Origin of the sequence: Burkholderia sp. A2 (assembly GCF_001729305.1) — a bacterium.
GTDB classification, from domain to species: Bacteria; Pseudomonadota; Gammaproteobacteria; order Burkholderiales; family Burkholderiaceae; genus Burkholderia; species Burkholderia sola.
Genome location: NZ_LZXX01000082.1, coordinates 55,805 through 81,071 on the forward strand (window position 1 = coordinate 55,805; position 25,267 = coordinate 81,071).

The following is a 25,267-nucleotide window of genomic DNA, read 5'->3' on the forward strand; positions in this document are numbered from 1 at the left end:
CGGGCGGCCACGCCCCGGCGAGACGCCGCCCAGGGCGGCGCAGCCCCTCAGTGCCCGACTTCCTTCAGCAGCGCGGCGGCCGCGAGCTTGCCGATGCCGTTCGACGCGAGCGGGCTGTCGCCCGTGATCAGTTTGCGGTCCTGATGGCAGCGCCCGGTCATGTCCTTGTTCAGCACGCGCGCGCCGAGCTTTTCGAGGCTCTGCGCGACGAGCCACGGCAGCGGGCCCGGCATGTAGCCGATGTCGAGGTTCGGCCCCGTGTCGAGCGCATCCGGAAACACGCAGAGCTCGTAGTCCTTGAACGGGTAGTCCCGGGGATCCTCGTCGACGGCGGCCGACAGCAGGCATGCGGGCCCGTGACACAGCGTGATGATGTGCCGGTCCTGGTCGAGCGCCCAGCGCAGCATGCGCTTGACGTCCTTGCTGTGCGGAATGCCGGCAAGCACGCCGTGGCCGCCGGGAATGAACACCGCGATATACGGCGAATCGGCGCCGGGATGCTGGTCGAGCACGTCGGACAGCTTGAGCGGCGTCTTCAGCTTCGGCAGGTACTTGCGGTAGGTGCTCTGCACGGCCTCGTCATCGCTCGGCATCGCCCAGAGTTCGAGCTTGGCCGGATTGCCCGACAGCGTCGCGATGTCGATCTCGAAGCCGGCCTTGTCCATGTGGTGCATCGGCAGCAGCATCTCGACCGGATGGTTGCCGGTCGAGAACATCTTGCCGTTCGTCATCAGGATGTAGCGCTCGTCGGTCGCGATCATCAGCACTTTCCACTTGCCGCCGGTGTACGGATTCGGGTAATCCGCGCCGTCGAAGTCGGTCTTCGACGACGTGTATTGCGACAACGAATACGGCGACGGGAAATACGCGTTGTTCTCCGCCGGGTCGGCGGCGGGCGTGCGGTCCGTCTGCGTCGTGTCGGAAGTCATGGCTGCTCCTTGCTCGGGGGATGGGTTCGGGCGGGGCGGGCGTGGCCGGTGAGATGCAGGCGCGAGCCGGTGCGGGGATTCCGCAGCGGCGGAGCGGCTTTCCGGTCATGTCCCGGCCGTGCGGACAGGAGGGATACGCGCTGCGATGCATCCTACGACGGCGTGTCGCGGCGAGGGCCTCCCCGAACGGGTGGGTATCGCGCGCGAATCGCCGTGATACGTATCCGGGCGGCCCGCCGCCGGCGCCGACAAGCGGACCCGCTCCCCCCGGACAGGGGGGGCGCGAAAGCCGGCCGGCGCGGTATCGTGGCCGCACGCTCGACGACCCGACCGGTCGCCCATGGAGACATTCATGAATTCGTCATACCCGTATCCGCAGGACGAATCGGCCGCGGCCGCCCACGCGTATCCGCTGCTGATCAAGCAGTTGCTTCACGCGCCGCTGGCGACGCGGCCCGAGCAGGAGATCGTGTACGGCGACCGGGTTCGGCACGATTACTGGACGTTCCGGCATCGCATCGGGCAACTCGCGAGCGGCCTGGCGTCGATCGGCGTCGGCGCGGGCGACGTCGTCGCCGTGCTCGACTGGGACAGCCATCGCTACCTGGAGTGCTATCACGCGATTCCGATGATGGGTGCGGTGCTGATGACGGCCAATGTCCGGCTGTCGCCCGATCAGTTGCTGTATACGCTCAACCATTCGGGCGCGCGCATCGCGCTGGTGCACCGCGACTTCCTGCCGTTGTGGGCGGGCATGCGCGACCGGCTCGACACGGTGCGGCACGTCGTGCTGATCGCCGACGGCGCCGAAGCCGGTTTGCCGGATGGTTTTACCGACGAATACGAGGCGCTCGTCGCGGCCGGTTCGCCCGATTTCGTGTTCCCCGATTTCGACGAGCAGACCCGCGCGACGACGTTCTATACGACCGGCACCACCGGCCTGCCGAAGGCGGTGGCGTTCACCCATCGGCAGCTCGTGCTGCATACGCTCGCGGGCATGGCGGCGTTGTCGGGCGCCCGCGATCGCGGCCGCGTGCATCGTGACGACGTCTACATGCCGATCACGCCGATGTTTCATGTGCACGCATGGGGCATGCCGTACATCGCGACCGCGCTCGGGCTCAAGCAGGTCTATCCGGGCCGTTATTCGCCGGACGGATTGGTGGCGCTGATCGCGCGCGAAGCGGTGACGTTCTCGCATTGCGTGCCGACGCTGCTCGCGATGATGCTCGACAGCCCGGCGTCCGCGGCGGTCGACCTGTCGGCGTGGAAGGTGATCGTCGGTGGCTCGCCGCTGTCCGACGGGCTGGCGCGGGCGGCGCTCGCGCGCGGGATCGAGGTCTACACCGGGTACGGGATGTCGGAGACCTGCCCGCTGATGACGATCGCGCAGATCGACCCGCCGCGCGCGGCCGGCGGTGCATCGGCCGACGACGACATCGCGCGCCGGACGAAGGCCGGGCTGCCGCTGCCGCTCGTCGACCTGCGCATCGTCGATGCGCAGTTTCGCGACGTGCCGCACGACGGCCGCTCGGCGGGCGAGGTCGTCGTGCGGATGCCGTGGGCGACGCAAGGCTATCTCGGCGATGCGCCGGCGTCGGCGGCGCTGTGGGCCGGCGGCTATCTGCATACGAACGACATCGGCGTGATCGATCCCGACGGCCGGCTGCAGATCACCGACCGGATCAAGGACGTGATCAAGACGGGCGGCGAATGGGTTTCGTCGCTCGAACTGGAGGACATCCTGTCGCGTCATCCGGCCGTGCGCGAATCGGCCGTGATCGGCGTGAAGGATGCGCGCTGGGGCGAGCGTCCGCTCGCGCTGGTCGTGCTGACCGACGAGCAGGTCGGTCGCGTCGAGCCGGAGGAATTGAAAGCGCATGTGAAGCAGGTGGCCGACCGCGGGCTGATCTCGCGCTATGCGGTGCCGGAGCGGCTGCTGATCGTCGACGCGATCGAGAAGACGAGCGTCGGGAAGATCAACAAGCGCGCGTTGCGCGAGCGCTACCAGCCCGACTGAGCGGCGCTTCGACCGCCTGCGACGCCGGTCGGTCGGGATAAGACATCTTCTCCGCCAGACGTCCCCCCCGAATGGGGGGCTGAACATCGCGCGCCGGTTCGACAACAATGCGGGTCCTTTGTCGTCGACCGGTACGCGCGGCATGCGCCTCCGCCGGTACGGACATCACCTAGTTTTGAGGGCCGGCGCGGAATCGCTATGCTGTTTTCGACGCGCGGCGAGACCCGGCCGGCCCTCCGGTCGGGTCGCCGGCTTCGCCTGCCATGCCGGCGGACACGCAATCAGCGCGAGGAGAACAGGAACAGCATGGCGCCGACGGACAGCAGACAACCGGCCCGCGCGCCGGACACCGATGCGATCGAAGTGCTGGTGCGCACCAAGCTGGCGCCGGCGTCGACCCGCGGAATCGTGGCGCGCATCGCGCGGCTCGGCCGGCTCAGGCGCGGCCTCGACCGTCGGCTGACGCTCGTGTGCGCGCCGGCCGGATATGGCAAGACCACGCTGCTGGCGGAATGGCGCCATGCGCTGGTGGCGTCGGGCGTGAAAGTCGCGTGGGTGAGTCTCGATCAGGACGACGACAACCCGTCGATCTTCGCGTCCTACGTGGTTGCCGCGATCGTCGACGCAACCGGCGGAGTCGGCGCCCGCGCGCAGCAGTTGCTGCGCGATCGCGCGCTGATTCCGCTGAAGACCGTATTCGACGAACTCCTCAACGAACTGGACAGCGCGGGCGTCGACCTGTTCCTGATGCTCGACGACTTCGATCGCCTCGCGTCGCCGGTCATCCACGACGCGATGTTCGACCTGCTGCGCTATGCGCCGTCGAACCTGCACGTCGTGCTGGCGTGCCGCTCGGTACCCGCGTTGCCGCTCAGCTATTTCGAATCGCGCGACGAACTCGTGCGGGTGGACGAGAACGACCTGCGCTTCGACGACGCGGAGACGCGCGCGTTCTTCGAGCGGGTGGCCGGCAAGCCGCTCAAAGCGGAAAACGTCGAGCGTCTGCGCGCGGCGACGGAAGGCTGGGTGTCGGGCCTGCAACTGGCGGCGCTGGCGCTGCACGACGACAGCGACGCGGTACGCGTCGCCGAACAGGTCAGCCACGCACGCGCCGGCATCGCCACCTACCTGAACGAGAACGTGATGACGCGGGTGCCGGACGCGATCCGCCACTTCCTGCTGCATACGGCCGTGCTCGACCGGATGACGCCGGCGCTGTGCGATGCGCTGACCGGCCGCGACGACGCGCTCGACTGCCTCGAATGGCTGGGCGCGCACAATCTGTTCATCCGGTCGATCGACGGCGACCGCCGGCGCTACCGCTATCACGCGCTGTTCCTGCAATACCTGCGTGAGGAGCTGGCGCTGCGCGAGCCCGGCGCGGTGGCCACGCTGCATCGCCGCGCGAGCGCCTGGTACGCAGCCGAGCGGCATTGGCCGGACGCCGTCAGGCACGCGCTCGCGGCGGGCGATTTCGATGCGGCGGCCGGCTGGGTCGAGGCATGCGCGATGAAGCTCATCGCGTCGAGCGACGTGCGTACCGTGCTCGACTGGGTGTCGCGCCTGCCCGCGCCGGCGCTGACGGGCCGCCTGCGGTTGAGGATCGCGCATACGTGGGCGCTCGCGCTGTCGATGCAGATGGTCGAGGCGCGCCGCGCGCTGGAAGCGCTGGAAGCCGACATCGCGGCCGGGCGGCTCGATACCGACGCCGTCACGGCGACCGAACTGCTGGCCGTCCGCTCGCTCATCGCGGGGCTGTCGGATCGCAGCATCGAATCGCTGCAGCTCGGCGAGCGCGTGCTGGCGGCCGCCCCGCCGGCCGGTTCGTGGGTCGAGCAGATCGGGCAGACGACGCTGATCTTCGGGCTCGGCTATGCGGGTCGCCTCGGCGACGTGCGGGATCTCGGCGCGCGCGCGGAACATGCGGCGTCGGGGCACGAGCCGCTTTACGCGAACGTGTACCGACGGAACATGTCGGGCCTGGCCGAGTTCGTCGCGGGGCGCCTGCACGACGCGTCGAAGACGTTCGAGACGGCGTTGCGTGCCGCGGAGCGATCGGCGGGGCGACTGTCGGCGGCGACGGCGCTGTCGGCCGGCTACCTGTCGGCGATCTACTACGAATGGAACGACTGGGCGAAGGTGCGCGACGCGCAGGCCGACCGTTTCGACATCGCGATGCAGGCCTGTTCGCTCGGGCCGCTGCTGAGGTTCATGCAGACCGCCGCACTGCTGCAATTCCAGTCGGGAAACGACGCGCGCGCGCACGACGTGCTCGACGAAGCCGATCGCGTCGCGTGCAGCCGGCAATGGCTGCGGCTGCGCGTCGGGTGCATGGCGACCGGTATCCGGCTGCATCTCGCCGCCGGCAAGCCGACGCAGGCCCATCGCGTGGGGCGCGCGCTCGCATCGCTGGTATCGCCCGTGCCGCCGGACGAAGCGTCGAGCCACGTCGAGACGTGGCAGATGGCGCAATCCGCGCAGGCGAGGCTGCTGCTCGCCGATGCGCGGGCGAACGAAGCCGCGCAGCGCATGGCGATCGTGCACGCGGTGCTGGCCGCGCGCGGGTTCGACTGGTTCGCGGCGCAGGCCGCCGTGTTGCATGCGATCGCGCTCGACCAGGCGGGCGACGACAGCGCGGCGCTCGCGGCGTTCGCGCGTGCGCTCGAATACGGCCAGGGCAACGGACTCGTCCGCACCTTCGTCGACGAAGGTGCCGCGGCCGAGCGTCTGCTGGCGCGCGTACAAAAGCGCGCCGACCGCTTTCCGGCAGTCGGCGCATGGTATCTGCGCGATCTGGCCCGTGCGTTCGACGCGCAGCGGGCATCGAACGCCACGCCGGCCACGCGGCAGGGTGGGCCGGGCAACCTCAGCGCGCGGGAAGTCGAGATCCTCGACTACGTCGCGCGTGGCCTGTCGAACAAGGAAATCGCCCGCGCGCTGCGTGTCGCGCCGGAGACGATCAAGTGGCACCTGAAGAACATCTTCGAGAAGCTCAACGTGACGTCGCGCATCCAGGCGGTGCGTAGCGGGCTGGCGCTCGATCCGTCGCGAGTGCGGCGCGACGACGAATGACCGGCTGGGACGGCGCCGACCCGCGTCAGTGGTGTGCGGCGAACGCGGCCACGATCTCGTCGATCGCCGCGCGGATGCGCGCGGTGTGGCGCAGGTCGCGGTGCGTGACGAGCCAGACCTCGTACGGCGACTGCCGCACGCGGTCCGGCCAGATGCGCGTGAGCGCGTCGCGCTCACCCATGTGAACGGGAATCTCGCCGACGCCGAGGCCCGCCCGAAGCGCCGCACGCATCATCAGGTTCGAGTTCGTGCGCGTGACGATGCGCCCGCCGTCGATCGGTTCGCCGGCGAGGGTCGGCTCGCGGCTGGCGTCGATGTACGGCTGGTAGACGACGAGGTCGTGGCCCGCGAACGCGCGGCCGCGCTCGGGCTCGCGGTGCCGATGCAGATAATCGGGCGACGCGAACAGGCCCATGTCCCAGCATGCCAGCCGGCGCGCGACCAGATCGGGGTTCTCGGGCCGCACGGTGCGGATCGCGATATCGGCTTCGCGTTTCGCGAGATTCAGGATGTGGGTCGACGTGTTCAGCGCGACGGAGACGTCGGGGTGCTTCGCGTGCAGCCGCGCGATCGACGGCATCACGAACTCGATCGCGAGCGCGTCGGTCGTCGTGATCTTCACCTCGCCGGCGAGCCGCCGGTCGACGCCCTGCGTCAGTCGCACCAGCTCGTGCGCGTGCTGCTCCATCGCCTCGGCCGCGCGTAGCGCCAGTTCGCCGACCGGCGTGGGCAGATAACCTTTCGACGAACGCAGGAACAGTGTCGCGCCGAGCATGTGCTCGAGCGTCGCGAGCCGCCGCCCGACCGTCGCCTGATCGACGCCGAGCGTCTGCGCCGCGCGACGCAGCGTGCGCTCGCGATGGATCGCCAGAAAGACGCGCGCGTCGTCCCAGTTCATCGTGTGTCCCGACTGATGCATTTTTGCATTCCCCGACCGGTAATTCGCTGCGTGCCCGCACGCGGCATCGCCCATAGACTGGCTTCACATACATGGCGATGCCGCGATTCGGGGATGGCCCGCGAATCGGCCGCGCATCGACGAACGTTGAGGATCATATCGTGATGGATGACGCGAACTCCCTTCCCACCCACATGACCGCGATCGAAATCGTGCGGCCCGGCGGCCCCGACGTGCTCGTACCGGCGACGCGCGCCGTACCGGTGCCGGGCGCCGGCGACGTGCTGATCCGGATTCACGCGGCCGGCGTCAATGGACCGGACGTGTTCCAGCGCAAGGGGCTGTACGATCCGCCGCCTGGCGCGTCCGACATTCCCGGGCTCGAAATTGCCGGCGAAGTCGTCGCGGTGGGGTACGACGTCACGCGGTTCGCCGTCGGCGATCGCGTCTGCGCGCTGATTCCCGGCGGCGGCTACGCGGAATACGCGGTCGCGAACGAGAGCAACACGCTCGCGATTCCCGATGGCCTCGGCATGGCCGAGGCGGCGGCGCTGCCGGAAACCTTCATGACCGTCTGGCTCAATCTGTTCCAGCGCGGCCGGTTTTCGGCCGGCGAAAGCGTGCTGATCCACGGCGGCGCGTCGGGGATCGGCACGACGGCGACGATGCTGGCGAAGGCGTTCGGCGCGTCGACGATCATCACGACCGTCGGGTCGGATGTGCAGCGCGACGCGAGCATGCGGCTCGGCGCGGATCTCGCGATCGACTATCGCAGTGAGGATTTCGTCGACGCGGTCGCGCGCTTCACGGGCGGCAAGGGCGTCGACGTGATCGTCGACATCATCGCGGGCGACTACGTCGCGCGCAATTTCGCGGCGGCCGCGATGAACGGCCGCATCGTGCAGATCGGCGTGATCAACGGGCCCGCGAAGGCGCTCGACCTGTTTCCGATGCTGACGAAGCGGCTCACGCACATCGGCTCGACGCTGCGCTCGCGCACTTACGCGGAGAAGGCGCAGATCATTCGCGAGCTCGAGGAGGCTGTGTGGCCGCTGATCCGGCAGGGCACGGTCAAGCCTCAGGTCTACCGGCTGTTCGATCTGCACGACGCGCGCGCGGCGCACGAGCTGATGGATTCGGGGCGACATATCGGCAAGATCGTGCTGGTGACGGCGGCCGCGGATGGAGCGATTCGGGCTGCCGTCGACGCAAACGCCAAGCATTCCACATGATCGGCCCACGCTTCAGCCCCCCGGTCGGGGGGCTGAAGCCGCGGCGCGGATGGCCCGACAATCGGTGACACCGAATGCGTCGCCGCGCCTGCCGGCGCGTCGCGTGGATGCAGCACCGGACTGGACGATGAGTCGAAATGGACATGCTCGAGAACATGCGGACGTTCGTGCGCGTCGTGCAGGCCGGCAGCTTCACCGCCGTCGCGAAGCAGACCGATGTGGCGACCGCACAGGTGTCGCGGGCCGTCGCGAGCCTGGAGGCGTATGCGCAGATTCGTCTGTTGAACCGGACCACACGGAAGATCGCGCTGACCGACAGCGGGCGCCGCTATTTCGAGCGCCTGCAATCGATCCTCGGCGATGTCGACCAGGCGAATGCAGAGGCGCGGAACGCGCTGGTCTGCCCGTACGGACGCCTGCGCGTGCATACGATGCCGGGGCTCGGACAGAGTCACGTGACCGCGTTGGCGGTCGCCTATCAGGCGCGCTTTCCCGAAGTCGCGATCGAGATGACCTACTCGCAGCGGATGCCCAATCTCGTCGAGGAGGGCTACGACGTATCGGTCGTCACGGCCGCGAGCTTGCCCGACTCCGCCTGCATCGCGCATCCGTGCGGCACGTCCTTCAGCGTGCTGGTCGCGTCGCCGGCATACCTCGCCCGCTACGGCGCGCCGTCCGGGCCCGCCGACCTGGCGCGCCATATCTGCCTGCGCCTCGATACGCCGGCGGAAGCGAACGACGAATGGCTGCTGCACGACCCTGGCGGCCAGACTGCATCGCATGCGGTAACGGCCGCGCCGTTCCACGCGAATGCGCCCGAGGCGCTGTCGATCGCGCTGCGCGCGGGGCTGGGCATCGGCTCGCTCGCGATCTATTCGGCGATCGACGACCTGCGCAGCGGGCGGCTCGTGCGCGTGCTGCCGGACTACCGGTTGACGATGCTCGACGTGTACGCGATGTATGCATCGCGCCGCTTTCTGGACGCGAAGGTCCGCACCTTTGTCGATCATCTGCGCGCGGCGCTGTCGCCCGCGCTGAAAGCCGACGCGCGCGCGCTCGACGCGCTCGCGGCGCCGCACGGCCGCGAGCGTGCCCGCGCGGTGTCCGATGTCACGGCCTGACGGCCGGGCCCATCCGTCGTCCCTATTTGTTCCTGTCGAGGAGAATCCGATGAAGTCCCGTTTTGCAATCGTCGTTGCAGGTTTCGTTGCGCTGGCGCCGTTGGCCGGTCACGCGCAGTCCGCCGCGTCCGCTGCGTCCGCCGAGCAGGCGCCGTCGGCCGCCGCGTCGCCGCGCGCGGCGAAGAAGGCCGAACGCGCGGCCGACCGCGCGTTCGCGAAGAAGGTTCGCCAGGCGGTCGTCAGGGCGCCCGGCGTGGGTAATGCGCAGATCACCGTGTTCGCGAAGGCGAAGACGGGCGATGTGACACTGGCCGGGCAGATCGCCGACGCGTCGCAGGATCGGGCCGCGGTGGACGCGGCTCGCCAGGTATCGGGCGTGACGTCGGTGAAGAGCAAGCTCCAGTTACGCCTGGAAGGCGGCCAGTAACGGGCAGGGTTGACGGCATCGGGTGCATGTCTTTGCGGGTCTCGTCGTGTAAAGAATCCACGTCGAAGGTCCGGGAAGGCGCGCACCCGTGTCGCCGGTGGCGCGGCGTCAGATGCGACCCAGCAGCACCAGTATCACGACAATGACGACGATCAGCCCGACGGTCCCCGATGGCCAGTAACCCCAGCTTCGGCTGTGCGGCCATGCAGGAAATGCTCCGATGAGCAGCAGAATCAGAACGATGATGAGGATCGTACCGAGCATCGCATCCCTCCAGAATTTATTCGACACGGTGTGCGCTGTCGCAATTCGCGTGCCGCGACGGCACGATGAAAACCGGCGCAAGCGCATCGTCTGGATCCGCATAATTCATGCGATGAATACCGATGGATTCAGAAAATAAATTTCAAAAATGCGCACCCGGTCGCTATGCTGGGCCTTCGGTTTTCCTCAGGCGAGCGCAATGGCTGAACTCTTTCTGGTACGGCACGGGCAGGCGTCGTTCGGTACCGACGACTACGACCGGCTGTCCGCGGCCGGCGACCGGCAAGGCGTGTGGCTGGGCGAATACTTCGCACGGCAGGGCCTGACGTTCGACCGCGTGATCTGCGGCACGATGAACCGCCATGCGCAGACGGTCGCCGCGATCCTGCGCGGGATGGGCCGCGAAGGCGTCGAGGTCGACCGCCATCCGGGCCTGAACGAATACGATTTCCACGGATTGTTCGCGGCAGCCGCCAGCGACTACCCGGAGATCGCGCGCCTCGCGGCCGGGTCGATGAAGGATCATTTCCGCGCGCTCCGTCAGGTGCTCCAGCTGTGGGCCGAGGACAAGCTCGGCGATGCGGCCCCCGAAACGTGGGCCCATTTCCAGCAGCGCGTGGCCGACGCGCGCGCGGCGATCCGCGCAGGCGGCGGCCAGCGCGTACTCGCGGTGAGTTCCGGCGGCCCGATCGCGGTCACCGTGCAGCAGGTGCTCGCGGCGCCGCCGTCGAGCGCGATCGCGCTGAACCTGCAGATCCGCAACAGCAGTCTTTCGCAGTTTTTCTTCAACGCCGACGCGTTCCACCTCGCGTCGTTCAACGGCATCCCGCATCTGGAGGATCCCGAACGACACGCGCTGCGAACCTACGGCTGACCCACGAACGATCGCGACGATGACGAACCCTTCCCAGCAACTCGACGTAGCCCGCCTCACGCGCTATCTGGAAACGCACGTCCCGGGCTTCGAAGGCCCGCTCGACACGGAGAAGTTTGCCGGCGGCCAGTCGAATCCGACTTTCCTGCTGAATGCGAAGAGCGGCCGCTACGTGCTGCGCCGCCAGCCGCCGGGCGAGCTGCTGAAATCCGCGCACGCGGTCGACCGCGAATTCCGCGTGCTCGCCGCGCTGTCGGGCACCGCGGTGCCGGTCGCGCACCCGTATCACCTGTGCGAGGACCGCGACGTGATCGGCAGCCTGTTCTACGTGATGAGCTTCGAGGACGGCCGGATCTTCTGGGATCCCGCGCTGCCGGAACTGCCGAAGGCCGATCGCGCGACTTGCTACGACGCGCTGCTGCAAACGATGGCCGCGCTGCACGATGTCGATGTCGACGCGGTGGGCCTCGCCGACTACGGCCGCCCGGGCAACTACTTCGAGCGGCAGATCGGCGTGTGGACGAAGCAGTATCGCGCGGCCGAAACCGGGCGCCTCGACGCGATGGAAACGCTGATCGACTGGTTGCCGAAGGCGTGCCCCGAGGACACGGGCCGGCCGGCGCTCGTGCATGGCGACTTCCGGATCGACAACCTGATGTTCGCGCGCGACGGCTATCGCGTGCAGGCCGTGCTCGACTGGGAACTGTCGACGCTCGGCAACCCGCTCGCCGATCTCGCGTATTTCTGCATGTGCCTGCGGCTGCCGTCGGGCGGGCAGGTGCGCGGGCTCGCGGGCCAGGATCGTGCCGCACTCGGTATTCCGGACGAAGCGGCGATCGTCGCGCGCTACTGCGAATTGCGCGGGATCGCGCCGATCCGCGACTGGCACTTTTACCTCGCATTCAGTTTCTTCCGGCTCGCGGCGATCGCGCAGGGCGTGAAGGCACGCGCGCTGCAGGGCAACGCATCGAGCGAGCAGGCGCTGCGCGTCGGCGAAATGGCCGGCCGGCTGGCCGAACTGGCCGTCGGCGTGATCGACGCGCATCGCTGACCTCGCCGCGAATTGCCACGAATCGCCACGGCCATCACGCGGCGGCACGACCACACAATCCATGGAGGAGCACAGCAACATGGCAACGAACCTGTTCGACCTGACGGGCAAGATCGCATTGGTGACGGGCGCGAGCCGCGGCATCGGCGAGGAAATCGCGAAACTGCTCGCCGAGCAGGGTGCGCACGTGATCGTGTCGAGCCGCAAGCTCGACGACTGCCAGGCGGTTGCGGACGCAATCGTCGCGGCGGGCGGCCGCGCCGAGGCGCTGGCGTGCCACGTCGGGCGGCTGGAGGACATCGCCGCGACGTTCGAGCACATTCGCGGCAAGCACGGCCGCCTCGACATCCTCGTGAACAACGCGGCCGCGAACCCGTATTTCGGGCACATCCTCGATACCGATCTCGCCGCGTACGACAAGACCGTCGACGTGAACATCCGCGGCTACTTCTTCATGTCGGTCGAGGCCGGCAAGCTGATGAAGACGCACGGCGGCGGCGCGATCGTCAACACGGCGTCGGTGAATGCGCTGCAACCGGGCGAGCGGCAGGGCATCTACTCGATCACGAAGGCGGCCGTCGTCAACATGACGAAGGCGTTCGCGAAGGAATGCGGGCCGTTCGGCATCCGCGTGAACGCACTGCTGCCGGGCCTCACGAAGACGAAGTTCGCAGGCGCGCTGTTCGCCGACAAGGACATCTACGAAGCGTGGATGACGAAGATCCCGCTGCGCCGTCACGCGGAGCCGCGCGAAATGGCCGGCACCGTGCTGTATCTCGTGTCGGACGCGGCGAGCTACACGAACGGCGAATGCATCGTCGTCGACGGCGGCCTGACGATCTGAGCGCGCGATGAAACTCGACAGCTACGCCGGCCAGGTCGTGATGATCACCGGCGCCGCGAGCGGCTTCGGCGCGCTGCTCGCGAGCGAGCTCGCCGCGATGGGCGCGCGGCTCGCGCTCGGCGACCTGAGCGGCGACGCGCTCGAACGCGTGGCCGCGCCGCTGCGCGCGGCCGGCGCCGACGTCGTCGCGCAGCACTGCGACGTGCGCGTCGAAACGGACGTCGCCACGCTGGTGCAGGAAGCCGTCGCGCGCTTCGGGCGGCTCGACGTCGGCATCAACAACGCGGGCATCGCGCCGCCGATGAAGGCGCTGATCGACACCGACGAAGCCGATCTCGACCTGAGCTTCGCTGTGAACGCGAAGGGCGTGTTCTTCGGGATGAAGCACCAGATCCGCCAGATGCTCGCGCAGCGCGAAGGCGTGATCCTGAACGTCGCTTCGATGGCCGGGCTCGGCGGCGCGCCGAAGCTGGCCGCGTATGCGGCGTCGAAACATGCGGTGGTCGGGCTCACGAAGACGGCCGCGCTCGAATACGCGCGCCACGGCATCCGCGTGAACGCGGTGTGCCCGTTCTACAGCACGACGCCGATGGTCACCGACAGCGAGCTCGGCGAGCGCCAGGATTTTCTGGCGCAGGGCTCGCCGATGAAGCGGCTCGGCCGCCCCGCCGAAATCGTCGCGACGATGCTGATGCTGTGCGCGAAGGACAACACTTATCTGACCGGGCAGGCCGTCGCCGTCGACGGCGGCGTCTCGGCCTTCTGAACCGAACGAACGGAAACGCGAAAATCTCGAGGAGTCGATCATGGACTTTGGCTACACCCCGAAAGTGGAAGCACTGCGCGAACGCGTGAGCGCATTCATGGATGCGCACATCGTGCCGCGCATCCGCCAGTGGAACGAAGAGGTGCACGCGGGCAAGTATCCGGTGTCGTTCATGGAGGAACTGAAGGAGCGCGCGAAAGCGGAGGGGCTGTGGAACCTGTTCCTGCCGCACCTGAAGGACGACGAGCCGGGCACGGGGCTGACGAACCTCGAATACGCGCCGCTCGCCGAAATCATGGGGCGCGTGAGCTGGGCGTCGGAAGTGTTCAACTGCAACGCGCCGGACACCGGCAACATGGAACTGCTGCACATGTTCGCGACGCCCGAGCAGCGCGAACGGTGGCTGCTGCCGCTGCTGCGCGGCGAAATCCGCTCGGCGTTCGCGATGACGGAGCCCGACGTCGCGTCGTCGGATGCGACCAACATCACGACGCGCATCGAGCGCGCGGGCGACGAGTACGTGATCAACGGCCGCAAGTGGTTCATCACGAACGCCGCGCATCCGAACTGCAAGATCTTCATCGTGATGGGCAAGACCGATCCCGAGGCCGAATCGCACCAGCAGCAGAGCATGATCCTCGTGCCGCGCGACACGCCGGGCGTGACGGTCGTGCGCAACATCACGGTGGTCAATCACTACGCGCCGGAAGGGCACTGCGAGATCACGTTCGACAACGTGCGCGTGCCGGCGCGCAACCTGCTCGGCGAGGAAGGCAGCGGCTTCGCGCTCGCGCAGGCGCGCCTCGGGCCGGGCCGCATCCACCACTGCATGCGGTCGATCGGCGCGGCCGAGCTGGCGCTGGAGCTGATGGTCGACCGCGCGCAGTCGCGCGTCGCGTTCGGCAAGCCGCTGAACCGGCACGGCACCGTCGGCGAATGGATCGCGCGCTCGCGCATCGAGATCGACCAGGCGCGCCTGCTGGTGCTGAAGGCCGCGTGGATGATCGACAAGGTCGGCGCGAAGGCCGCGCGCAAGGAGATCTCGATGATCAAGGCGCTCGTGCCGACCGTCTATACGGACGTGTGCGATCGCGCGATGCAGGTATTCGGCGCGGCCGGGCTGAGTCCCGATACGCCGCTGGCCGACCTGTGGACCTGGGGCCGTGCGCTGCGCTTCGCCGACGGCCCGGACGAGGTGCACCTGCAGGCGATCGCGCGGATGGAGATCAAGGACGGCGAACCCGGTTCGACCGCGCGGTACCTGACGCCGCCGCCGCGCGGCTGAGCGGGGCGCCGCGCGGGAGAGCGACGTGGGCGAACGGGAGGCGCACGCCGTATTAAGATGCCGGCAAGGAGATCCGGCGATGCGCCTTTCGAAGATTGATCTGAACCTGTTCGTCGTATTCGAGGCGATTTACAACAAGCGCAACCTGACGCGCGCGGCCGAGGTGCTGAACCTCACGCAGCCGGCCGTCAGCAACGCGCTGGCGCGGCTGCGCAAGACGCTGAACGATCCGCTGTTCGTCAGCACGCCGGCCGGGATGATGCCGACGCCGATGGCCGAGAACATCGTCGGCCGCGTGCGTGAGGCGCTGCAATTGCTCGATTCGAGCGCGCACGAAGGCGACGTGTTCGATCCGGCTTCGTCCGAGCGCGTATTCCGGCTGAGCATGAGCGACCTGACCGAGGCGCTGCTGCTGCCGGCGCTCGGCGAACTGCTGCAGACGCATGCGCCCGGCATGCACGTGCGCAGCTACACGATGGACCGCCGCGAGGTCGCGACCGCGCTCGCGAACGGCTCGGTCGACATCGCGATCGACGCGCCGCTGATCGGCGATCCGCATCTGCACCAGGCGCTGCTCGTGCAGGACCGCTACGCGTGCATGATCCGCGACGATCATCCGTTCAAGGGCGACACGCTGACCATGGACGACTACCTGTCGATGGGCCACATCCACGTATCGAGCCGCCGCAAGGGCAGCGGGCACGTCGACGCGGAACTGACGCGGCTCGGGCTGCGCCGCAACATCCAGATGCGCGTGCAGCACTACATGGTCGCGCCGCTGATCGCGATGCGCGGCGATCTCGCGCTGACGGCGCCGCTGCGGCTGCTGCAGCGCTATCCGGCGCGTATTCTCGAACTGCCGTTCGAGATGCCGGGACTCGACTACTTCTGCTACTGGCATCGCAGCGCCGACCAGGATCAGGGCAGCCGGTGGCTGCGCGAGCAGTTGATGGCGTTGATGGGCGGGGTGGGGCAGGGGCGGTGACGTGAGCGCGCCCGCTCAATACGAATCGTCGTCGAAGCGAGACGACGCCGGCCGGCGCTTCATGTCCTTCAGCCAGCGCCTGACCTGATCCGGGTCCTCGAACTCGCGCAGCGCGACGCTCAGGTCCTGGTTGCTCCGCTGCGTGCCGGCGATGTCGCGCGCCAGCATGCGCAGCACGGTATCGGGCGCGACCTTGGTGGACGATGCGATCCCGTACGTGCGCCGGAAGTCGTTCTCGACGTGCACGATCTCCTGATCGAGTTCGCGCAGCTGTTCCTCGAGGATGCCGTTGTAGCGCGTGAGCCGCGCTTCGCCGAGGCCGTCGATCGCACGCCGGTCGATCTGCTCGATCTCCAGCTGGAGTTCGAGCAGGTGCAGCAGGTTGCCCTTCTCGTAGGCGCGGTTGACCCGCTGCATCAGCACGGTCTTGCGCTGCTGTTCCTGCGGGTCGGTTTCGCGATCGGGATGCAGCGCGCTGGCGAGCTTGCGATAGATCTCGCGGATCGATTTGTTCGATTCGGCCTGCTCGGCTTCGATCCTGGCCTGGGCGGCCGATTGCTTCGGTGCTTTCTTGCGCTTCGCGCGCTGCGCCTCGCGGGCCGCGTGGGCGGCCATGTCGCGCTCGAACTGGGCGTCGAGTTCGGCCTGCATGCGCTCGGCAAGCTCGTCGGGCGACAGAGCGTCGAGATTTTCCGGCTGTTCGGCGTCGGGTTCCTGCTCCGGCTTGGCCGTTTCAGGAGCGGCCGCTGCAGCGCCGCCATCGGGGGACGCGGCATGCCGGTTGTAAATAACCTTCAGCGCCGCGTCGTCGCTGACGTTCAGCACATCACCCGCCATCTCGGCGATCAGGTCCGACAGCGTGCGCTGCTCGGCCTTGCTCAGGCCCTTCTGCAGGAACGCGTCGTCGAGCAGATGGATCAGCCGGATGCGCAGCGCCGTCGCTTCCTGTTCGAGCGGCAACAGGCCGTCGACGAACTTCTTCTGGAACGCCGGCATCACGGCTTCCCACGCGCCGAGCCGCTCGCGGCGCTTTTCGATCTGCTTGACGAGCGTATTGAACGTTTGCTGGGCTTTCGACAGGCTGGCTGTCTCGTGGCCGGGTGCGATGGCGACCGCGGCACCGCGACGTGCGGTCATGATGAATGTCCTCCGGCCGCGGCGGGACGCGCGGCAGGCCGTATTTTAGCCGCATGCCTGCGGGGCGGCGCGGAATGAGGGCGCGTCCCCACGGCGATCGGCGGCGCGTCAGCGCTTCACGGCGGACACGGCCGGCGCGCTGGAATCCGCGCCCGGGGAGCCGTTCGGCCCGTCGGCCGCTTCGGCATTCCTCTGTTCGGCGAGGCGCTTCGCGGCCAGGCGTTCCTGCGCGGCGACGATGTCGTCCGGATAGCTGTTGCGCTGCCTGAAGGAAATCGGTTGCAGGCACAACCGGGGCAAGCTGGAGTGCGGTCCGTCAGTCGCCGAACAACTGCCCCTGCCCGGAGATCACGCGTTCGAAATCATCGCGCAGAAACGGCAGGATCGCATCGGCGACCGGCTGAAGCTGGCGGCTCAGGTAGAACGCATAGTCGATCGGCGAGCGCATCGTCTCCAGCGGCTCGGGGCCGGCCGTCGTCATCACGTAGCTGATCCAGCCGCCGCGCTGATACTGCAGCGGCCGGCCCTGCGCCTGATTGAACTCGTCGGCGATCCGCGCCGCGCGCACGTGCGGCGGCACGTTGCGCTCGTATTCGCGCAGCGGCCGGCGCACGCGCTTGCGGTAGACGAGTTGATCGTCGAATTCGCCGGCCAGCGTGCGCCGCACGTAGTCGCGAATGAAATCCTGGTACGGTTCGCGGCTGAACACGCGCCGGTACAACTCGCGCTGGAATTGCTGCGCGAGCGGTGTCCAGTCGGTGCGCACCGTTTCGAGCCCTTTGAACACGAGGTCCTCGCCGCCGTCGGCCGTCGCCGCGAGGCCGGCGTACCGCTTCTTGCTGCCTTCTTCCGCGCCGCGCACGGTCGGCATCAGGAAGCGGCGGTAATGCCGCTCGTATTGCAGCTCCAGCGCGCTGTCGAGCCCGAACCGTTCGCGCAGATGGGCTTGCCACCAGCGGTTCACGTGCTCGACGAGCGCGCGGCCCTTGGCGCCGGCGTCGTCATCGTCATGCGCGCGGCCGAGCCACACGAACGTCGAATCGGTATCGCCGTAAATCACTTCGTAACCCTGATCTTCGATCAGTTGGCGCGTGCGGTGCATGATCTCGTGGCCGCGCATCGTGATCGACGACGCGAGGCGCGGGTCGAAGAAGCGGCAGCCCGTCGAGCCGAGCACGCCGTAAAACGAATTCATGATGATCTTCAGCGCCTGCGACAGCGGCGCGTTGCGCTGCCGTTTCGCTTCGTCGCGGCCTTCCGACACGCGACGCACGATGTCGGGCAGGCAGTGCGCGGTGCGCGAGAAACGCGCGCCGAGAAAACCGGGCACCGACGCGTCGTCGCCGGGATGCGCGAGCCCTTCGATCAGGCCGACCGGATCGATCAGGAACGTGCGGATGATCGACGGATAGAGGCTCTTGTAGTCGAACACGAGCACCGAGTCGTACAGCCCGGGGCGCGAATCCATCACGAAGCCGCCGGGGCTGTTCTGCCCCGTCACGTCGCCGAGGTTAGGCGCGACATAGCCGAGCCGGTGCATGCGCGGCAGGTACAGGTGCGTGAACGCCGCGACCGAGCCGCCGGTGCGATCGGCCGCGAGGCCCGTGACGCTCGCGCGTTCCAGCGCGAAGGACAGCAGGTCGGCCTTGTCGAAGATGCGCGTGACGAGTTCGCAGTCCTTCAGGTTGTAGCGCGCGAGCGCGGGCTTGTCGTGATCGAAGCGGCGCTGGATCTCGTCCATTCGCTGGTACGGATTGTCGATCGACTTGCCTTCGCCGAGCAGCGACTGCGACACGTATTCGAGGCTGAAGGACGGGAAGGTCCACGTCGCGGATTTCAGCATGTCGATGCCGTCGAGGATCAGCCGGCCGGCCGCGCCGGCGAAGAAGTGGTCGGGCTGCTGGCCGTGCGCACGCCAGTCGAGCACGCTGCCGCCGCGCCCGAGCTTCAGCGGGATGCCGTATTGCTCCGCGTGCGCATGCAGGATGCGCAGGTCGAACTGCACGAGGTTCCAGCCGATCACCGCGTCGGGGTCGTGTTCGTTGAACCAGTCGTTGAGTCGCGCCAGCATCGTGGCCCGGCTGTCGCAGTAGTCGAGGTTGAAGTCCAGCGCGCTTGCGCTGCCGCTTTCGTCGCCGTTCGGCGGGCCGAGCATGTAGACCTGGCGCTGCCCGCAGCCTTCGAGCGCGATCGAGTACAGCTCGCCGTGGACGCTGGTTTCGATGTCGAGCGACACGCAGCGCAGCACGGGGCGGTAACCGGTTGCGGGCTTCAGCTCGCCGGCCGTGAGCGTGCCGTCGCGGCCGGGCTGGCCGCGAAACTGGACGCAGGCGGTGATGAAGCGCTCCATCGCGTAGCGGTCGGGTGGCTGCACGTCGGCTTCGTAGACGTCGACGCCGGCTGCGGCGAGCCGCTTTTGCAGCCCGGACAGATGGCGGTAGCGCTTGCAATAGAGGCCGACGACCGGGCGCTGCCGGAAGTCGCGCAGTGTGAGTGGGCGCAACTCGGCTTCGCGCTCGTCGGCCAGCGTCCGTTCAGCGAGCGCCTGCTGTTCGGCCGGGATGAACGCGACGGCTTCCTGCGGGCGCAACCGCACGCGGCGCGGACCGTGTTCGGTGGCCAGCCAGAACTCGATCTCGATGCCGGATGCGGTATCCCGCCAGTGGCGGGTAAGGATGAAGCCCTGCTCGAACGCCGTCAAAACGCTTGCTCGTGGTGGATGCCCAGGGGGCGGATTTTAGCGCCTGGAAGCGCTTCGCGCCGGCGGCGGGCCGGTGGCATCAGGTGGCAGGAAGCGGGCGCGTGATGCGCCATCCGATGCGGGCCGCATCGATTGGCCGCAGCAACCAGCGGCGCGCGACGATCGCGTGGCGCTTCTGCGTGACGTATTCGTCTACCGCGAGTTCGAGGGCATCGTCACCGACGCGGGACAGTGTCGCGGTGGCGCCGGAGCCATCCGCGAATTCGATGATGGAGGGATGCGGCTTTGCGGTGCGAGGTGCATCGCGGTCGAGCGTCACGATGCTGCCTTGGTAGAGGTGCGAATGGCTTGTACGCAGCAGGATGGCGGTGGGCATGGAAAGCGCTGCGGAAAACGTCGGCTTGGGCAACGTGAGCCCGATTCCGGAGCCTATGGGAAGGTGAGCGTTTGCAGCGTCATGGCCGGCGGATGCCGGGCTGTTCGGTGCCTGAGGCCGGACCCGAGCCGGCACCTCTCAAACATGCCCCTCATGCTCGATCGCCCCGCCATGCCCCGCGCGTGCCGCGACCCTCGCCGGCACCCCTGACGCCCTGGCCGCCCGCTTCGCCCACATCGCCGTGAGAATCGGCACGAGAATCGCCGTCACGAGGCACGCGGTCGCGACGATCGCCGTCGCCGCCGGCACCATCGGCTTGAACTTCGGAATCATCTCGCCGATGATCGCCGGGTTCGCGACCGCGGCCCCGGCCGTCGACGACGCGGCCAGCCCGGCCGTCCCGTTGCCGCCGCCCACGAACTTGTCGGCGAGAATCAACGGCACACCGGTTACGACGATCACCGCGAGCCCGAGCGCGATGCCCGGCAGCCCGCTCTTCGCGATCACGTTGAGATCGATGCCGTTGCCGAGCGCGAAGCCGAAGAACGGAATCAGCGGGTGGACGCAGCGCCCGAACAATTCGCGCAGCGCCACGTCGAGATTGCCGAGCGTGAAGCCGATCAGGAACGGCAGCACCGCGCCGACGAAAAGCCGTGTCTCGAACACCGCGACACCGGCCGCGCCGAGAATCAGCATGCTGACGAGCGGCCCCGATTCGATCGACATCAATACGAACGCACCGGCTTCTTCCTTGGTGCCGTACTGCTGCATCACGGCCGCGTAGAGGCCGCCGTTGGTCATGTCCATCGACGTCGTGATCGCGAGCAGCGACAGGCCCGCGAACAGGCCCGTGCGGATACCGTCGTCGGGGATGAATCGTGCGGCGATCACCGTCGCGAGCCACGCGACCACGATTTTCGTCGCGAGCAGCGTGCCCGATTTGCGCAGCACGACGCCTGTTGCGCGCAGGTCGATCGTCGCGCCCATGCAGAAGAACCAGACGGCGAGGATCGGCACCGTGCCCGCGATCAGGCCGTTGGTGAACGAGCCGAAGTACTTCCCGGCATTCGGTGCGAACGTGTGCACGCACGCGCCCAGCAGCATCGGGACCAGCATGAGGCCGCCCGGAATGCGGTCGATAGCCTGTTTCAGCTTCACGTCTCCTCCGTGGACGTCGATGCGTCCCGTTGTCGAATGATGTCTGCTGACTGACTATAGGACAGGATTCGGAACGGTGGCCGGTTTTTATGCGTTTCGACGGTAGTCGTATCATCCCCAAGCAGTCGGCACCGTAGCGACGAGTCGAAGTGACGACGGTCGCGCAGGATTGCGCGTGCGCCGGCCCCGAACCGGCAAACCGAAAAAACGATAAGGCGTAGAGGGCGAACGATGAAGATGAAAATGACGATGCGCATGGGCATCGCGATGCTGGCGCTCGGCGCGAGCCTGGGTGCGAACGGTGCATACGCAAACAGCGCGGTCGATTGCGGGAAGCTCGACGCAGCCACGAGCGGCCCCGACGACAACTTCCGGCCGCCGGCGTTCGGCACGGTCATCGGCGCGGGGCGCGCGTATTTCCATTCGGCGCCCGACGCGCAGTGCGTGACGAAGCGGACCTTCATCGTCCCCGGCGATTCGGTGACCGTCTACAAGTCGCACGGGCGCTGGTACAACATCATGTACGTGAACGGCAAGACTGGCGACGACTTCGAAGGATGGGTCGAGCAGGGGCGCGTGCGCCTCGGCGGTCAATACGGCGCGCAGTAGTCGCCGCCGGCGTGGCGGCTACATCGGCGCCGATGCGACATCGCGCCTCAGGTTCTCTGCGCGCAGCGGCCGCTGGTACAGGTATCCCTGCGCGTACTGGATCCCGACCGCATGCAGCGCGCGATGCTGGGCTTCCGTCTCCACGCCTTCCGCGATGATCTTCATGCCGTAGTGATGCGCGACGGCCGCGATCCCCTCGATGAGCTGCGCGCTGCCGCTGTCCAGCTGCGAGACGAACTGTCGATCGATCTTCACGTAGTCGAAAGGGAAGCGCGACAGCATGTCGAGATTGCTGTGATGCGTGCCGAAATCGTCGATCGCGAACTTCGCGCCTTTGGATCGCAGCGCCTGGAAGATCTCGGTGGTGCGCGCGTTCTTCTCGAGCAGGATGCGCTCGGTGACTTCGAGCACCAGCGTGAAGCCGGGCGGCAGCGCGCGGATCGTTTCCTCGACGACGGCCACGAACCGCGTGCGCTCGAGATCCTGCGGCGCCACGTTCACGGCGATGCGCAGCGGCGCGGACGGCGTCAGCGCGGTCAGCTCGGACACCGCCGTGCGCAGCACGAATTCGGTGACCTTCGGCAGCAGCGTGCTCGATTCCACCTGCGGGATGAACACGGCCGGGCTGATGGCCCCCCACTTCGGATGGTGCCAGCGCAGCAGCGCCTCGACGCCGACCGTCCTGCGCGTCTGCACGTCGACGATCGGCTGGTACACGACATGGAACTCGTTGCGTCTGAGCGCGTGGCGCACGGCCTTCAGCAACAGCCGCCGCGGCGCCATCGCGAGCAGGTAGGCGGCCATCACGAGGCTGTCGGCCAGCAGGACGATCGTCGCGCAGATCAGCCGGTCGTGGCGCTGGACCTGTGACGCGTAGCGCGCCGATGCGACGACCGACACCGTGAACGGCCAGCGCTGCGACGCAATCGTGCTGCCGCCCGTGGGGCCTGCGTCCGTGTCCGGCGCGAACCTCCCGTGCTGATCGAGGCGGCCCGACCCCGCGATCGACAGCGTCGCCGTTTCCGCCCCGTTGGCGGTGCCGAGGGCGAGCGCGTCGGCCACGTAGTCGCCTTCGATCAGGTACAGGACGCCCGCGCCGCGCGCAGTGGCGCGGAACGCGTACAGCACCGGAATGCCGTGCTGGAACGCCGTCTGGCGCAGCAGCGTGACGGTCATCGATCCCGGTTCGGGCTCGCGCGCATACTTGATGAGCGGCACGTCGATCGAACCGAGCGCCGACGAGCACATGACGCGGCCGTCGTTCACCAGCGCGACCGCACGCAGATAGCGCAGGCGAGTGCTCACTTCGGCCAGCGTCCGGAACACCGTCGCACACGGCTTTCCGACGAGCGCGGTCAGCTCGTCCGCGTGTCGGAGGCGCACGCCGTCCAGGATGCGGTCCACGGAAGCCACGATGTCGTTGGCCACGGCGCGCTCATGCGCGGTGACGGTATCGCGTGCGTAGCGGTCGGCTAGCACGATCGCGAACGCGGGCACGAGTACGCAAATGATCACGGCGGCGAAAAGGACGACGCGCGGCCAAGCGCCGCCGCGGTGGAAAAGATGTGTCGAGCCGGGCGGGAGCGCCCGCAATCCCGTGGTTGCCTTTGGTGTTGTACGCATGGCGTGGCAAGTCGAACCAGTCGGTGCGCCGACGGCGTGCATGCCGCATGCCTGATTCGGACCATGCGGCTTGCGCGCCGGTTTCGGGACGCCGGCCGAGTCGACCGTCGCGATGGCATCCGCTCGGCCAGTCGCGATCAGCCATTCATCTGGCAGCATTCCTCAATAACATGCGCGCATTCGGCATGTATATCGACGCAACGTACCGAAAAAAGCCCCGGCCACACGGTGCGTGCAGCCGGGACAAAAGACACCGTCTCTTGGCACGAGGATGGTGCGCGGCAAGTATAAGATGCGGCGCGCCATTACGTAATATTGTTGTCTAAAAATTGATGCCGTTTCGGGATTGTGTCTCGAAAGGAAACATTTCAATAGGGCGCCGTGGTCGGCAGTTTGCCGCCATCGCGTCAAACCGGAGCGTTGCGATGGAAGAAAGTGCCGCACCGACGGTCATGGTGACCGATGGCGCCGCCGCGGCGGACGGCGGGTCACTGTGGATCCGGATTTCGGTGGACGGGGAGGCCCGCGACTATTCGCTCGATCGCGCGCTCACGTCGCGCGGTACGCCGCGTTACGACAGTATCCGCGGCGCGCACGGCGTGTTGTCGGAAGGAGAACGACGGGAATTGCGGGTGCTGCTGGCGCGCATTGCCGACCCCGCGATGTGGGCCGGCATCGTCGGTACGTTCATCCAGGTGCTGACGCGCCCCGACGAGCCGTGAACGATGCAGTGCCGGCGGCGATTGCTCGCTTCAGAAATCGTTGCGCATTTTGTGGAGCAGGGCGCTGGGCGACTGGTGCGTGTCCACGGCGGTGAGGACATCGGTCATGAACCACGGCAGGTTCAGCTGCGTATCGGAATCGCCGACGCAGACGCGAATCGGCGGCGCGCTGGACGGTGAACGGGCGCCTTGCGCGGCATCCCGCGACGGCACGCAATTCTTTGCGTAGGCCTGAGCGTGAACCGGCGCGACGCCGGAGGACGCACCGGCGAATGCCGACGCGGACACGCCGATGGTGGCAAACAGGGTCAGGGCAGCGGCAAGGGCGACGCGTTTCATGAGGGGTCTCCGGCGATGCTCGTTCGACCATTCGAGCCGCCGCGAGTTCGTCGGCCAAGATATGAGTCACCTGCCCGAAGAGACTGCTCGGCCGCGTGCAACGCCGGCCGCCCGCGTCGGTCGCTCGCCGCACTGGTGTCGTTCCGCGCATGTATATTGTCGCCGTGCATCGATCGGCCGACGACATCGCGCGGCTTCGTTTGCACGTCACCGCGCGCGCACTGCCAACCTGCCGGAGCGCGGTGCTCGCGGTGAAGCGCCAAGCGCCATTACAAGAACCAGAGAACGTTCCGAGCCCGCCCATGAGCGATACCGAAGCCGTTTTTCAAATAACCGCGGATGATCTCGTCCACGCATACCGCCTGCATCTTTGGCGCAGGTACAACTGGAAATACCTGCTCAAGTCATTTGCGATCGTTACGATCGTGTACGTTGTCCTGCTGGTCGGCGGCCTCCGGCTGGCAAGCGGACATTTTCCTGAATGGCGCTATGTCTGGATGGCCGGGGGAATCGCGGCTGTCGCCGCGATCGGCGTGCCCGTCCTGAATCATCTGATATTGCCGCGCGCAGGCCGCAAGATTTACGATCAGCAAAGGACGCTTCATCAGGTGCACACGGTCATTTTCCAACGCGACCGGTTCATTGTCGAAACGCCGACTTCGCGCGACGACATTCACTATGCGGATCTCATTCACTGGAGCGAGGATCGTCAAATGATCCTGCTGTATCAGTCATCGGTGATGTTCCGCGTGGTACCGAAGCGCGTGCTGGACGACGGACAAGTGGCGTTCCTGCATCGAGTGCTGCTTCAGAACGGCGTGCGCAAAGTCTAGC

Annotated in this window: 23 protein-coding genes and 1 pseudogene; 14 read left to right on the top strand and 10 right to left on the bottom strand. The window is 67.6% G+C overall.

What is annotated here, in order from left to right; translation table 11 throughout:
• Nucleotides 1-47 precede the first annotated feature (47 nt).
• Complete coding sequence (gene hchA / locus A9Z05_RS07440; RefSeq protein ID WP_069617532.1) at nt 48-929, bottom strand: glyoxalase III HchA; 882 nt, start codon at nt 927-929, stop codon at nt 48-50.
• A gap of 352 nt (nt 930-1,281) precedes the next feature.
• On the opposite strand from hchA, the gene A9Z05_RS07445 reads away from it, so the two are divergent.
• Together A9Z05_RS07445 and A9Z05_RS07450 are read left to right on the top strand one after the other, a co-directional pair.
• On the top strand, nt 1,282-2,949 hold the full coding sequence (locus A9Z05_RS07445) for a fatty acid--CoA ligase (RefSeq protein ID WP_176730171.1): 1,668 nt from the start codon (nt 1,282-1,284) through the stop codon (nt 2,947-2,949).
• A 306-nt stretch (nt 2,950-3,255) separates the two neighbouring features.
• Nucleotides 3,256-6,021: a LuxR C-terminal-related transcriptional regulator gene (locus tag A9Z05_RS07450; RefSeq protein ID WP_069617534.1), complete on the top strand. Its 2,766-nt coding sequence runs from the start codon at nt 3,256-3,258 to the stop codon at nt 6,019-6,021.
• 25 nt (nt 6,022-6,046) lie between these two features.
• Here the strand turns inward: A9Z05_RS07450 and A9Z05_RS07455 are convergent, their stop codons facing one another.
• Nucleotides 6,047-6,919: a LysR family transcriptional regulator gene (locus A9Z05_RS07455; RefSeq protein ID WP_069617606.1), complete on the bottom strand. Its 873-nt coding sequence runs from the start codon at nt 6,917-6,919 to the stop codon at nt 6,047-6,049.
• 194 nt (nt 6,920-7,113) lie between these two features.
• On the opposite strand from A9Z05_RS07455, the gene A9Z05_RS07460 reads away from it, so the two are divergent.
• The 3 genes from A9Z05_RS07460 to A9Z05_RS07470 all read left to right on the top strand — a co-directional run bounded on the left by A9Z05_RS07460 (nt 7,114) and on the right by A9Z05_RS07470 (nt 9,699).
• Nucleotides 7,114-8,151 carry an NAD(P)H-quinone oxidoreductase gene (locus A9Z05_RS07460; RefSeq protein WP_069617535.1) on the top strand — a complete coding sequence of 346 codons (1,038 nt, stop codon included), beginning with the start codon at nt 7,114-7,116 and terminating at the stop codon, nt 8,149-8,151.
• A 137-nt stretch (nt 8,152-8,288) separates the two neighbouring features.
• The gene (locus tag A9Z05_RS07465; protein WP_069617536.1) at nt 8,289-9,272 is read left to right on the top strand and encodes a LysR family transcriptional regulator; all 984 of its coding nucleotides are present in this window, start codon (nt 8,289-8,291) and stop codon (nt 9,270-9,272) included.
• A 49-nt stretch (nt 9,273-9,321) separates the two neighbouring features.
• Complete coding sequence (locus A9Z05_RS07470) at nt 9,322-9,699, top strand: BON domain-containing protein (RefSeq protein WP_069617537.1); 378 nt, start codon at nt 9,322-9,324, stop codon at nt 9,697-9,699.
• A 108-nt stretch (nt 9,700-9,807) separates the two neighbouring features.
• On the opposite strand, the gene A9Z05_RS07475 is transcribed toward A9Z05_RS07470, so the two are convergent.
• Nucleotides 9,808-9,963, bottom strand: a complete 156-nt coding sequence (locus tag A9Z05_RS07475; RefSeq protein ID WP_006483086.1) for a DUF3309 family protein — start codon at nt 9,961-9,963, stop codon at nt 9,808-9,810.
• A 199-nt stretch (nt 9,964-10,162) separates the two neighbouring features.
• Here A9Z05_RS07475 and A9Z05_RS07480 point away from each other — a divergent pair, with 199 nt between their 5' ends.
• From A9Z05_RS07480 to A9Z05_RS07505, 6 genes are all read left to right on the top strand, one after another.
• The gene (locus tag A9Z05_RS07480) at nt 10,163-10,837 is read left to right on the top strand and encodes a histidine phosphatase family protein (RefSeq protein ID WP_069617538.1); all 675 of its coding nucleotides are present in this window, start codon (nt 10,163-10,165) and stop codon (nt 10,835-10,837) included.
• Between the two features lie 19 nt (nt 10,838-10,856).
• Nucleotides 10,857-11,888: a phosphotransferase gene (locus A9Z05_RS07485; RefSeq protein ID WP_069617539.1), complete on the top strand. Its 1,032-nt coding sequence runs from the start codon at nt 10,857-10,859 to the stop codon at nt 11,886-11,888.
• 79 nt (nt 11,889-11,967) lie between these two features.
• The gene (locus A9Z05_RS07490) at nt 11,968-12,732 is read left to right on the top strand and encodes an SDR family oxidoreductase (RefSeq protein ID WP_069617607.1); all 765 of its coding nucleotides are present in this window, start codon (nt 11,968-11,970) and stop codon (nt 12,730-12,732) included.
• A gap of 7 nt (nt 12,733-12,739) precedes the next feature.
• Nucleotides 12,740-13,498, top strand: a complete 759-nt coding sequence (locus tag A9Z05_RS07495; protein WP_069617540.1) for an SDR family NAD(P)-dependent oxidoreductase — start codon at nt 12,740-12,742, stop codon at nt 13,496-13,498.
• A 40-nt stretch (nt 13,499-13,538) separates the two neighbouring features.
• Nucleotides 13,539-14,783 carry an acyl-CoA dehydrogenase family protein gene (locus A9Z05_RS07500; RefSeq protein ID WP_069617541.1) on the top strand — a complete coding sequence of 415 codons (1,245 nt, stop codon included), beginning with the start codon at nt 13,539-13,541 and terminating at the stop codon, nt 14,781-14,783.
• Between the two features lie 79 nt (nt 14,784-14,862).
• On the top strand, nt 14,863-15,768 hold the full coding sequence (locus A9Z05_RS07505) for a LysR family transcriptional regulator (RefSeq protein WP_069617542.1): 906 nt from the start codon (nt 14,863-14,865) through the stop codon (nt 15,766-15,768).
• Nucleotides 15,769-15,783: 15 nt separating this feature from the next.
• Here A9Z05_RS07505 and A9Z05_RS07510 read toward each other — a convergent pair whose 3' ends face one another.
• The 5 genes and pseudogenes from A9Z05_RS07510 to kdgT form a co-directional block, all read right to left on the bottom strand.
• Nucleotides 15,784-16,905, bottom strand: coding sequence for a J domain-containing protein (locus A9Z05_RS07510; protein WP_069617543.1), 1,122 nt, complete (start codon nt 16,903-16,905; stop codon nt 15,784-15,786).
• A 108-nt stretch (nt 16,906-17,013) separates the two neighbouring features.
• Nucleotides 17,014-17,163, bottom strand: a pseudogene (locus tag A9Z05_RS07515) (DUF4148 domain-containing protein); the annotation flags it as partial.
• Between the two features lie 58 nt (nt 17,164-17,221).
• The gene (locus A9Z05_RS07520; RefSeq protein ID WP_069617545.1) at nt 17,222-19,606 is read right to left on the bottom strand and encodes a DNA polymerase II; all 2,385 of its coding nucleotides are present in this window, start codon (nt 19,604-19,606) and stop codon (nt 17,222-17,224) included.
• 79 nt (nt 19,607-19,685) lie between these two features.
• Entirely contained in the window at nt 19,686-19,982 is a 297-nt protein-coding gene (locus A9Z05_RS07525; protein WP_069617546.1) for a hypothetical protein, read from the bottom strand.
• 138 nt (nt 19,983-20,120) lie between these two features.
• Nucleotides 20,121-21,140, bottom strand: coding sequence for a 2-keto-3-deoxygluconate transporter (kdgT, locus tag A9Z05_RS07530; protein ID WP_069617547.1), 1,020 nt, complete (start codon nt 21,138-21,140; stop codon nt 20,121-20,123).
• Nucleotides 21,141-21,377: 237 nt separating this feature from the next.
• Here kdgT and A9Z05_RS07535 point away from each other — a divergent pair, with 237 nt between their 5' ends.
• On the top strand, nt 21,378-21,749 hold the full coding sequence (locus tag A9Z05_RS07535; protein WP_069617608.1) for an SH3 domain-containing protein: 372 nt from the start codon (nt 21,378-21,380) through the stop codon (nt 21,747-21,749).
• An 18-nt stretch (nt 21,750-21,767) separates the two neighbouring features.
• Here A9Z05_RS07535 and A9Z05_RS07540 read toward each other — a convergent pair whose 3' ends face one another.
• Nucleotides 21,768-23,372, bottom strand: a complete 1,605-nt coding sequence (locus A9Z05_RS07540) for an EAL domain-containing protein (RefSeq protein WP_069617609.1) — start codon at nt 23,370-23,372, stop codon at nt 21,768-21,770.
• A 452-nt stretch (nt 23,373-23,824) separates the two neighbouring features.
• On the opposite strand from A9Z05_RS07540, the gene A9Z05_RS07545 reads away from it, so the two are divergent.
• Nucleotides 23,825-24,094 (top strand): hypothetical protein, encoded by a 270-nt coding sequence (locus tag A9Z05_RS07545; protein WP_256121891.1) that lies wholly within the window; start codon nt 23,825-23,827, stop codon nt 24,092-24,094.
• 30 nt (nt 24,095-24,124) lie between these two features.
• On the opposite strand, the gene A9Z05_RS07550 is transcribed toward A9Z05_RS07545, so the two are convergent.
• The gene (locus A9Z05_RS07550) at nt 24,125-24,433 is read right to left on the bottom strand and encodes a hypothetical protein (protein WP_069617549.1); all 309 of its coding nucleotides are present in this window, start codon (nt 24,431-24,433) and stop codon (nt 24,125-24,127) included.
• Between the two features lie 149 nt (nt 24,434-24,582).
• Between A9Z05_RS07550 and A9Z05_RS07555 the strand changes: the two genes are divergently transcribed.
• Complete coding sequence (locus A9Z05_RS07555) at nt 24,583-25,266, top strand: YcxB family protein (RefSeq protein ID WP_256121892.1); 684 nt, start codon at nt 24,583-24,585, stop codon at nt 25,264-25,266.
• The last annotated feature ends 1 nt before the right edge of the window (nt 25,267 follow it).

Coding starts and splice junctions, on each gene's coding strand:
- hchA (WP_069617532.1), bottom strand. CDS start 929: ATGACTTCCGACACGACGCAGACGGACCGCACGCCCGCCGCCGACCCG.
- A9Z05_RS07470 (WP_069617537.1), top strand. CDS start 9,322: ATGAAGTCCCGTTTTGCAATCGTCGTTGCAGGTTTCGTTGCGCTGGCG.
- A9Z05_RS07500 (WP_069617541.1), top strand. CDS start 13,539: ATGGACTTTGGCTACACCCCGAAAGTGGAAGCACTGCGCGAACGCGTG.
- A9Z05_RS07490 (WP_069617607.1), top strand. CDS start 11,968: ATGGCAACGAACCTGTTCGACCTGACGGGCAAGATCGCATTGGTGACG.
- A9Z05_RS07545 (WP_256121891.1), top strand. CDS start 23,825: ATGGTGACCGATGGCGCCGCCGCGGCGGACGGCGGGTCACTGTGGATC.
- A9Z05_RS07475 (WP_006483086.1), bottom strand. CDS start 9,963: ATGCTCGGTACGATCCTCATCATCGTTCTGATTCTGCTGCTCATCGGA.
- A9Z05_RS07445 (WP_176730171.1), top strand. CDS start 1,282: ATGAATTCGTCATACCCGTATCCGCAGGACGAATCGGCCGCGGCCGCC.
- A9Z05_RS07505 (WP_069617542.1), top strand. CDS start 14,863: ATGCGCCTTTCGAAGATTGATCTGAACCTGTTCGTCGTATTCGAGGCG.
- A9Z05_RS07480 (WP_069617538.1), top strand. CDS start 10,163: ATGGCTGAACTCTTTCTGGTACGGCACGGGCAGGCGTCGTTCGGTACC.
- A9Z05_RS07510 (WP_069617543.1), bottom strand. CDS start 16,905: ATGACCGCACGTCGCGGTGCCGCGGTCGCCATCGCACCCGGCCACGAG.
- A9Z05_RS07555 (WP_256121892.1), top strand. CDS start 24,583: ATGTATATTGTCGCCGTGCATCGATCGGCCGACGACATCGCGCGGCTT.
- A9Z05_RS07450 (WP_069617534.1), top strand. CDS start 3,256: ATGGCGCCGACGGACAGCAGACAACCGGCCCGCGCGCCGGACACCGAT.
- A9Z05_RS07485 (WP_069617539.1), top strand. CDS start 10,857: ATGACGAACCCTTCCCAGCAACTCGACGTAGCCCGCCTCACGCGCTAT.
- A9Z05_RS07495 (WP_069617540.1), top strand. CDS start 12,740: ATGAAACTCGACAGCTACGCCGGCCAGGTCGTGATGATCACCGGCGCC.
- A9Z05_RS07525 (WP_069617546.1), bottom strand. CDS start 19,982: ATGCCCACCGCCATCCTGCTGCGTACAAGCCATTCGCACCTCTACCAA.
- A9Z05_RS07550 (WP_069617549.1), bottom strand. CDS start 24,433: ATGAAACGCGTCGCCCTTGCCGCTGCCCTGACCCTGTTTGCCACCATC.
- A9Z05_RS07540 (WP_069617609.1), bottom strand. CDS start 23,372: ATGCGTACAACACCAAAGGCAACCACGGGATTGCGGGCGCTCCCGCCC.
- A9Z05_RS07465 (WP_069617536.1), top strand. CDS start 8,289: ATGGACATGCTCGAGAACATGCGGACGTTCGTGCGCGTCGTGCAGGCC.
- A9Z05_RS07460 (WP_069617535.1), top strand. CDS start 7,114: ATGACCGCGATCGAAATCGTGCGGCCCGGCGGCCCCGACGTGCTCGTA.
- A9Z05_RS07535 (WP_069617608.1), top strand. CDS start 21,378: ATGAAAATGACGATGCGCATGGGCATCGCGATGCTGGCGCTCGGCGCG.
- A9Z05_RS07455 (WP_069617606.1), bottom strand. CDS start 6,919: ATGAACTGGGACGACGCGCGCGTCTTTCTGGCGATCCATCGCGAGCGC.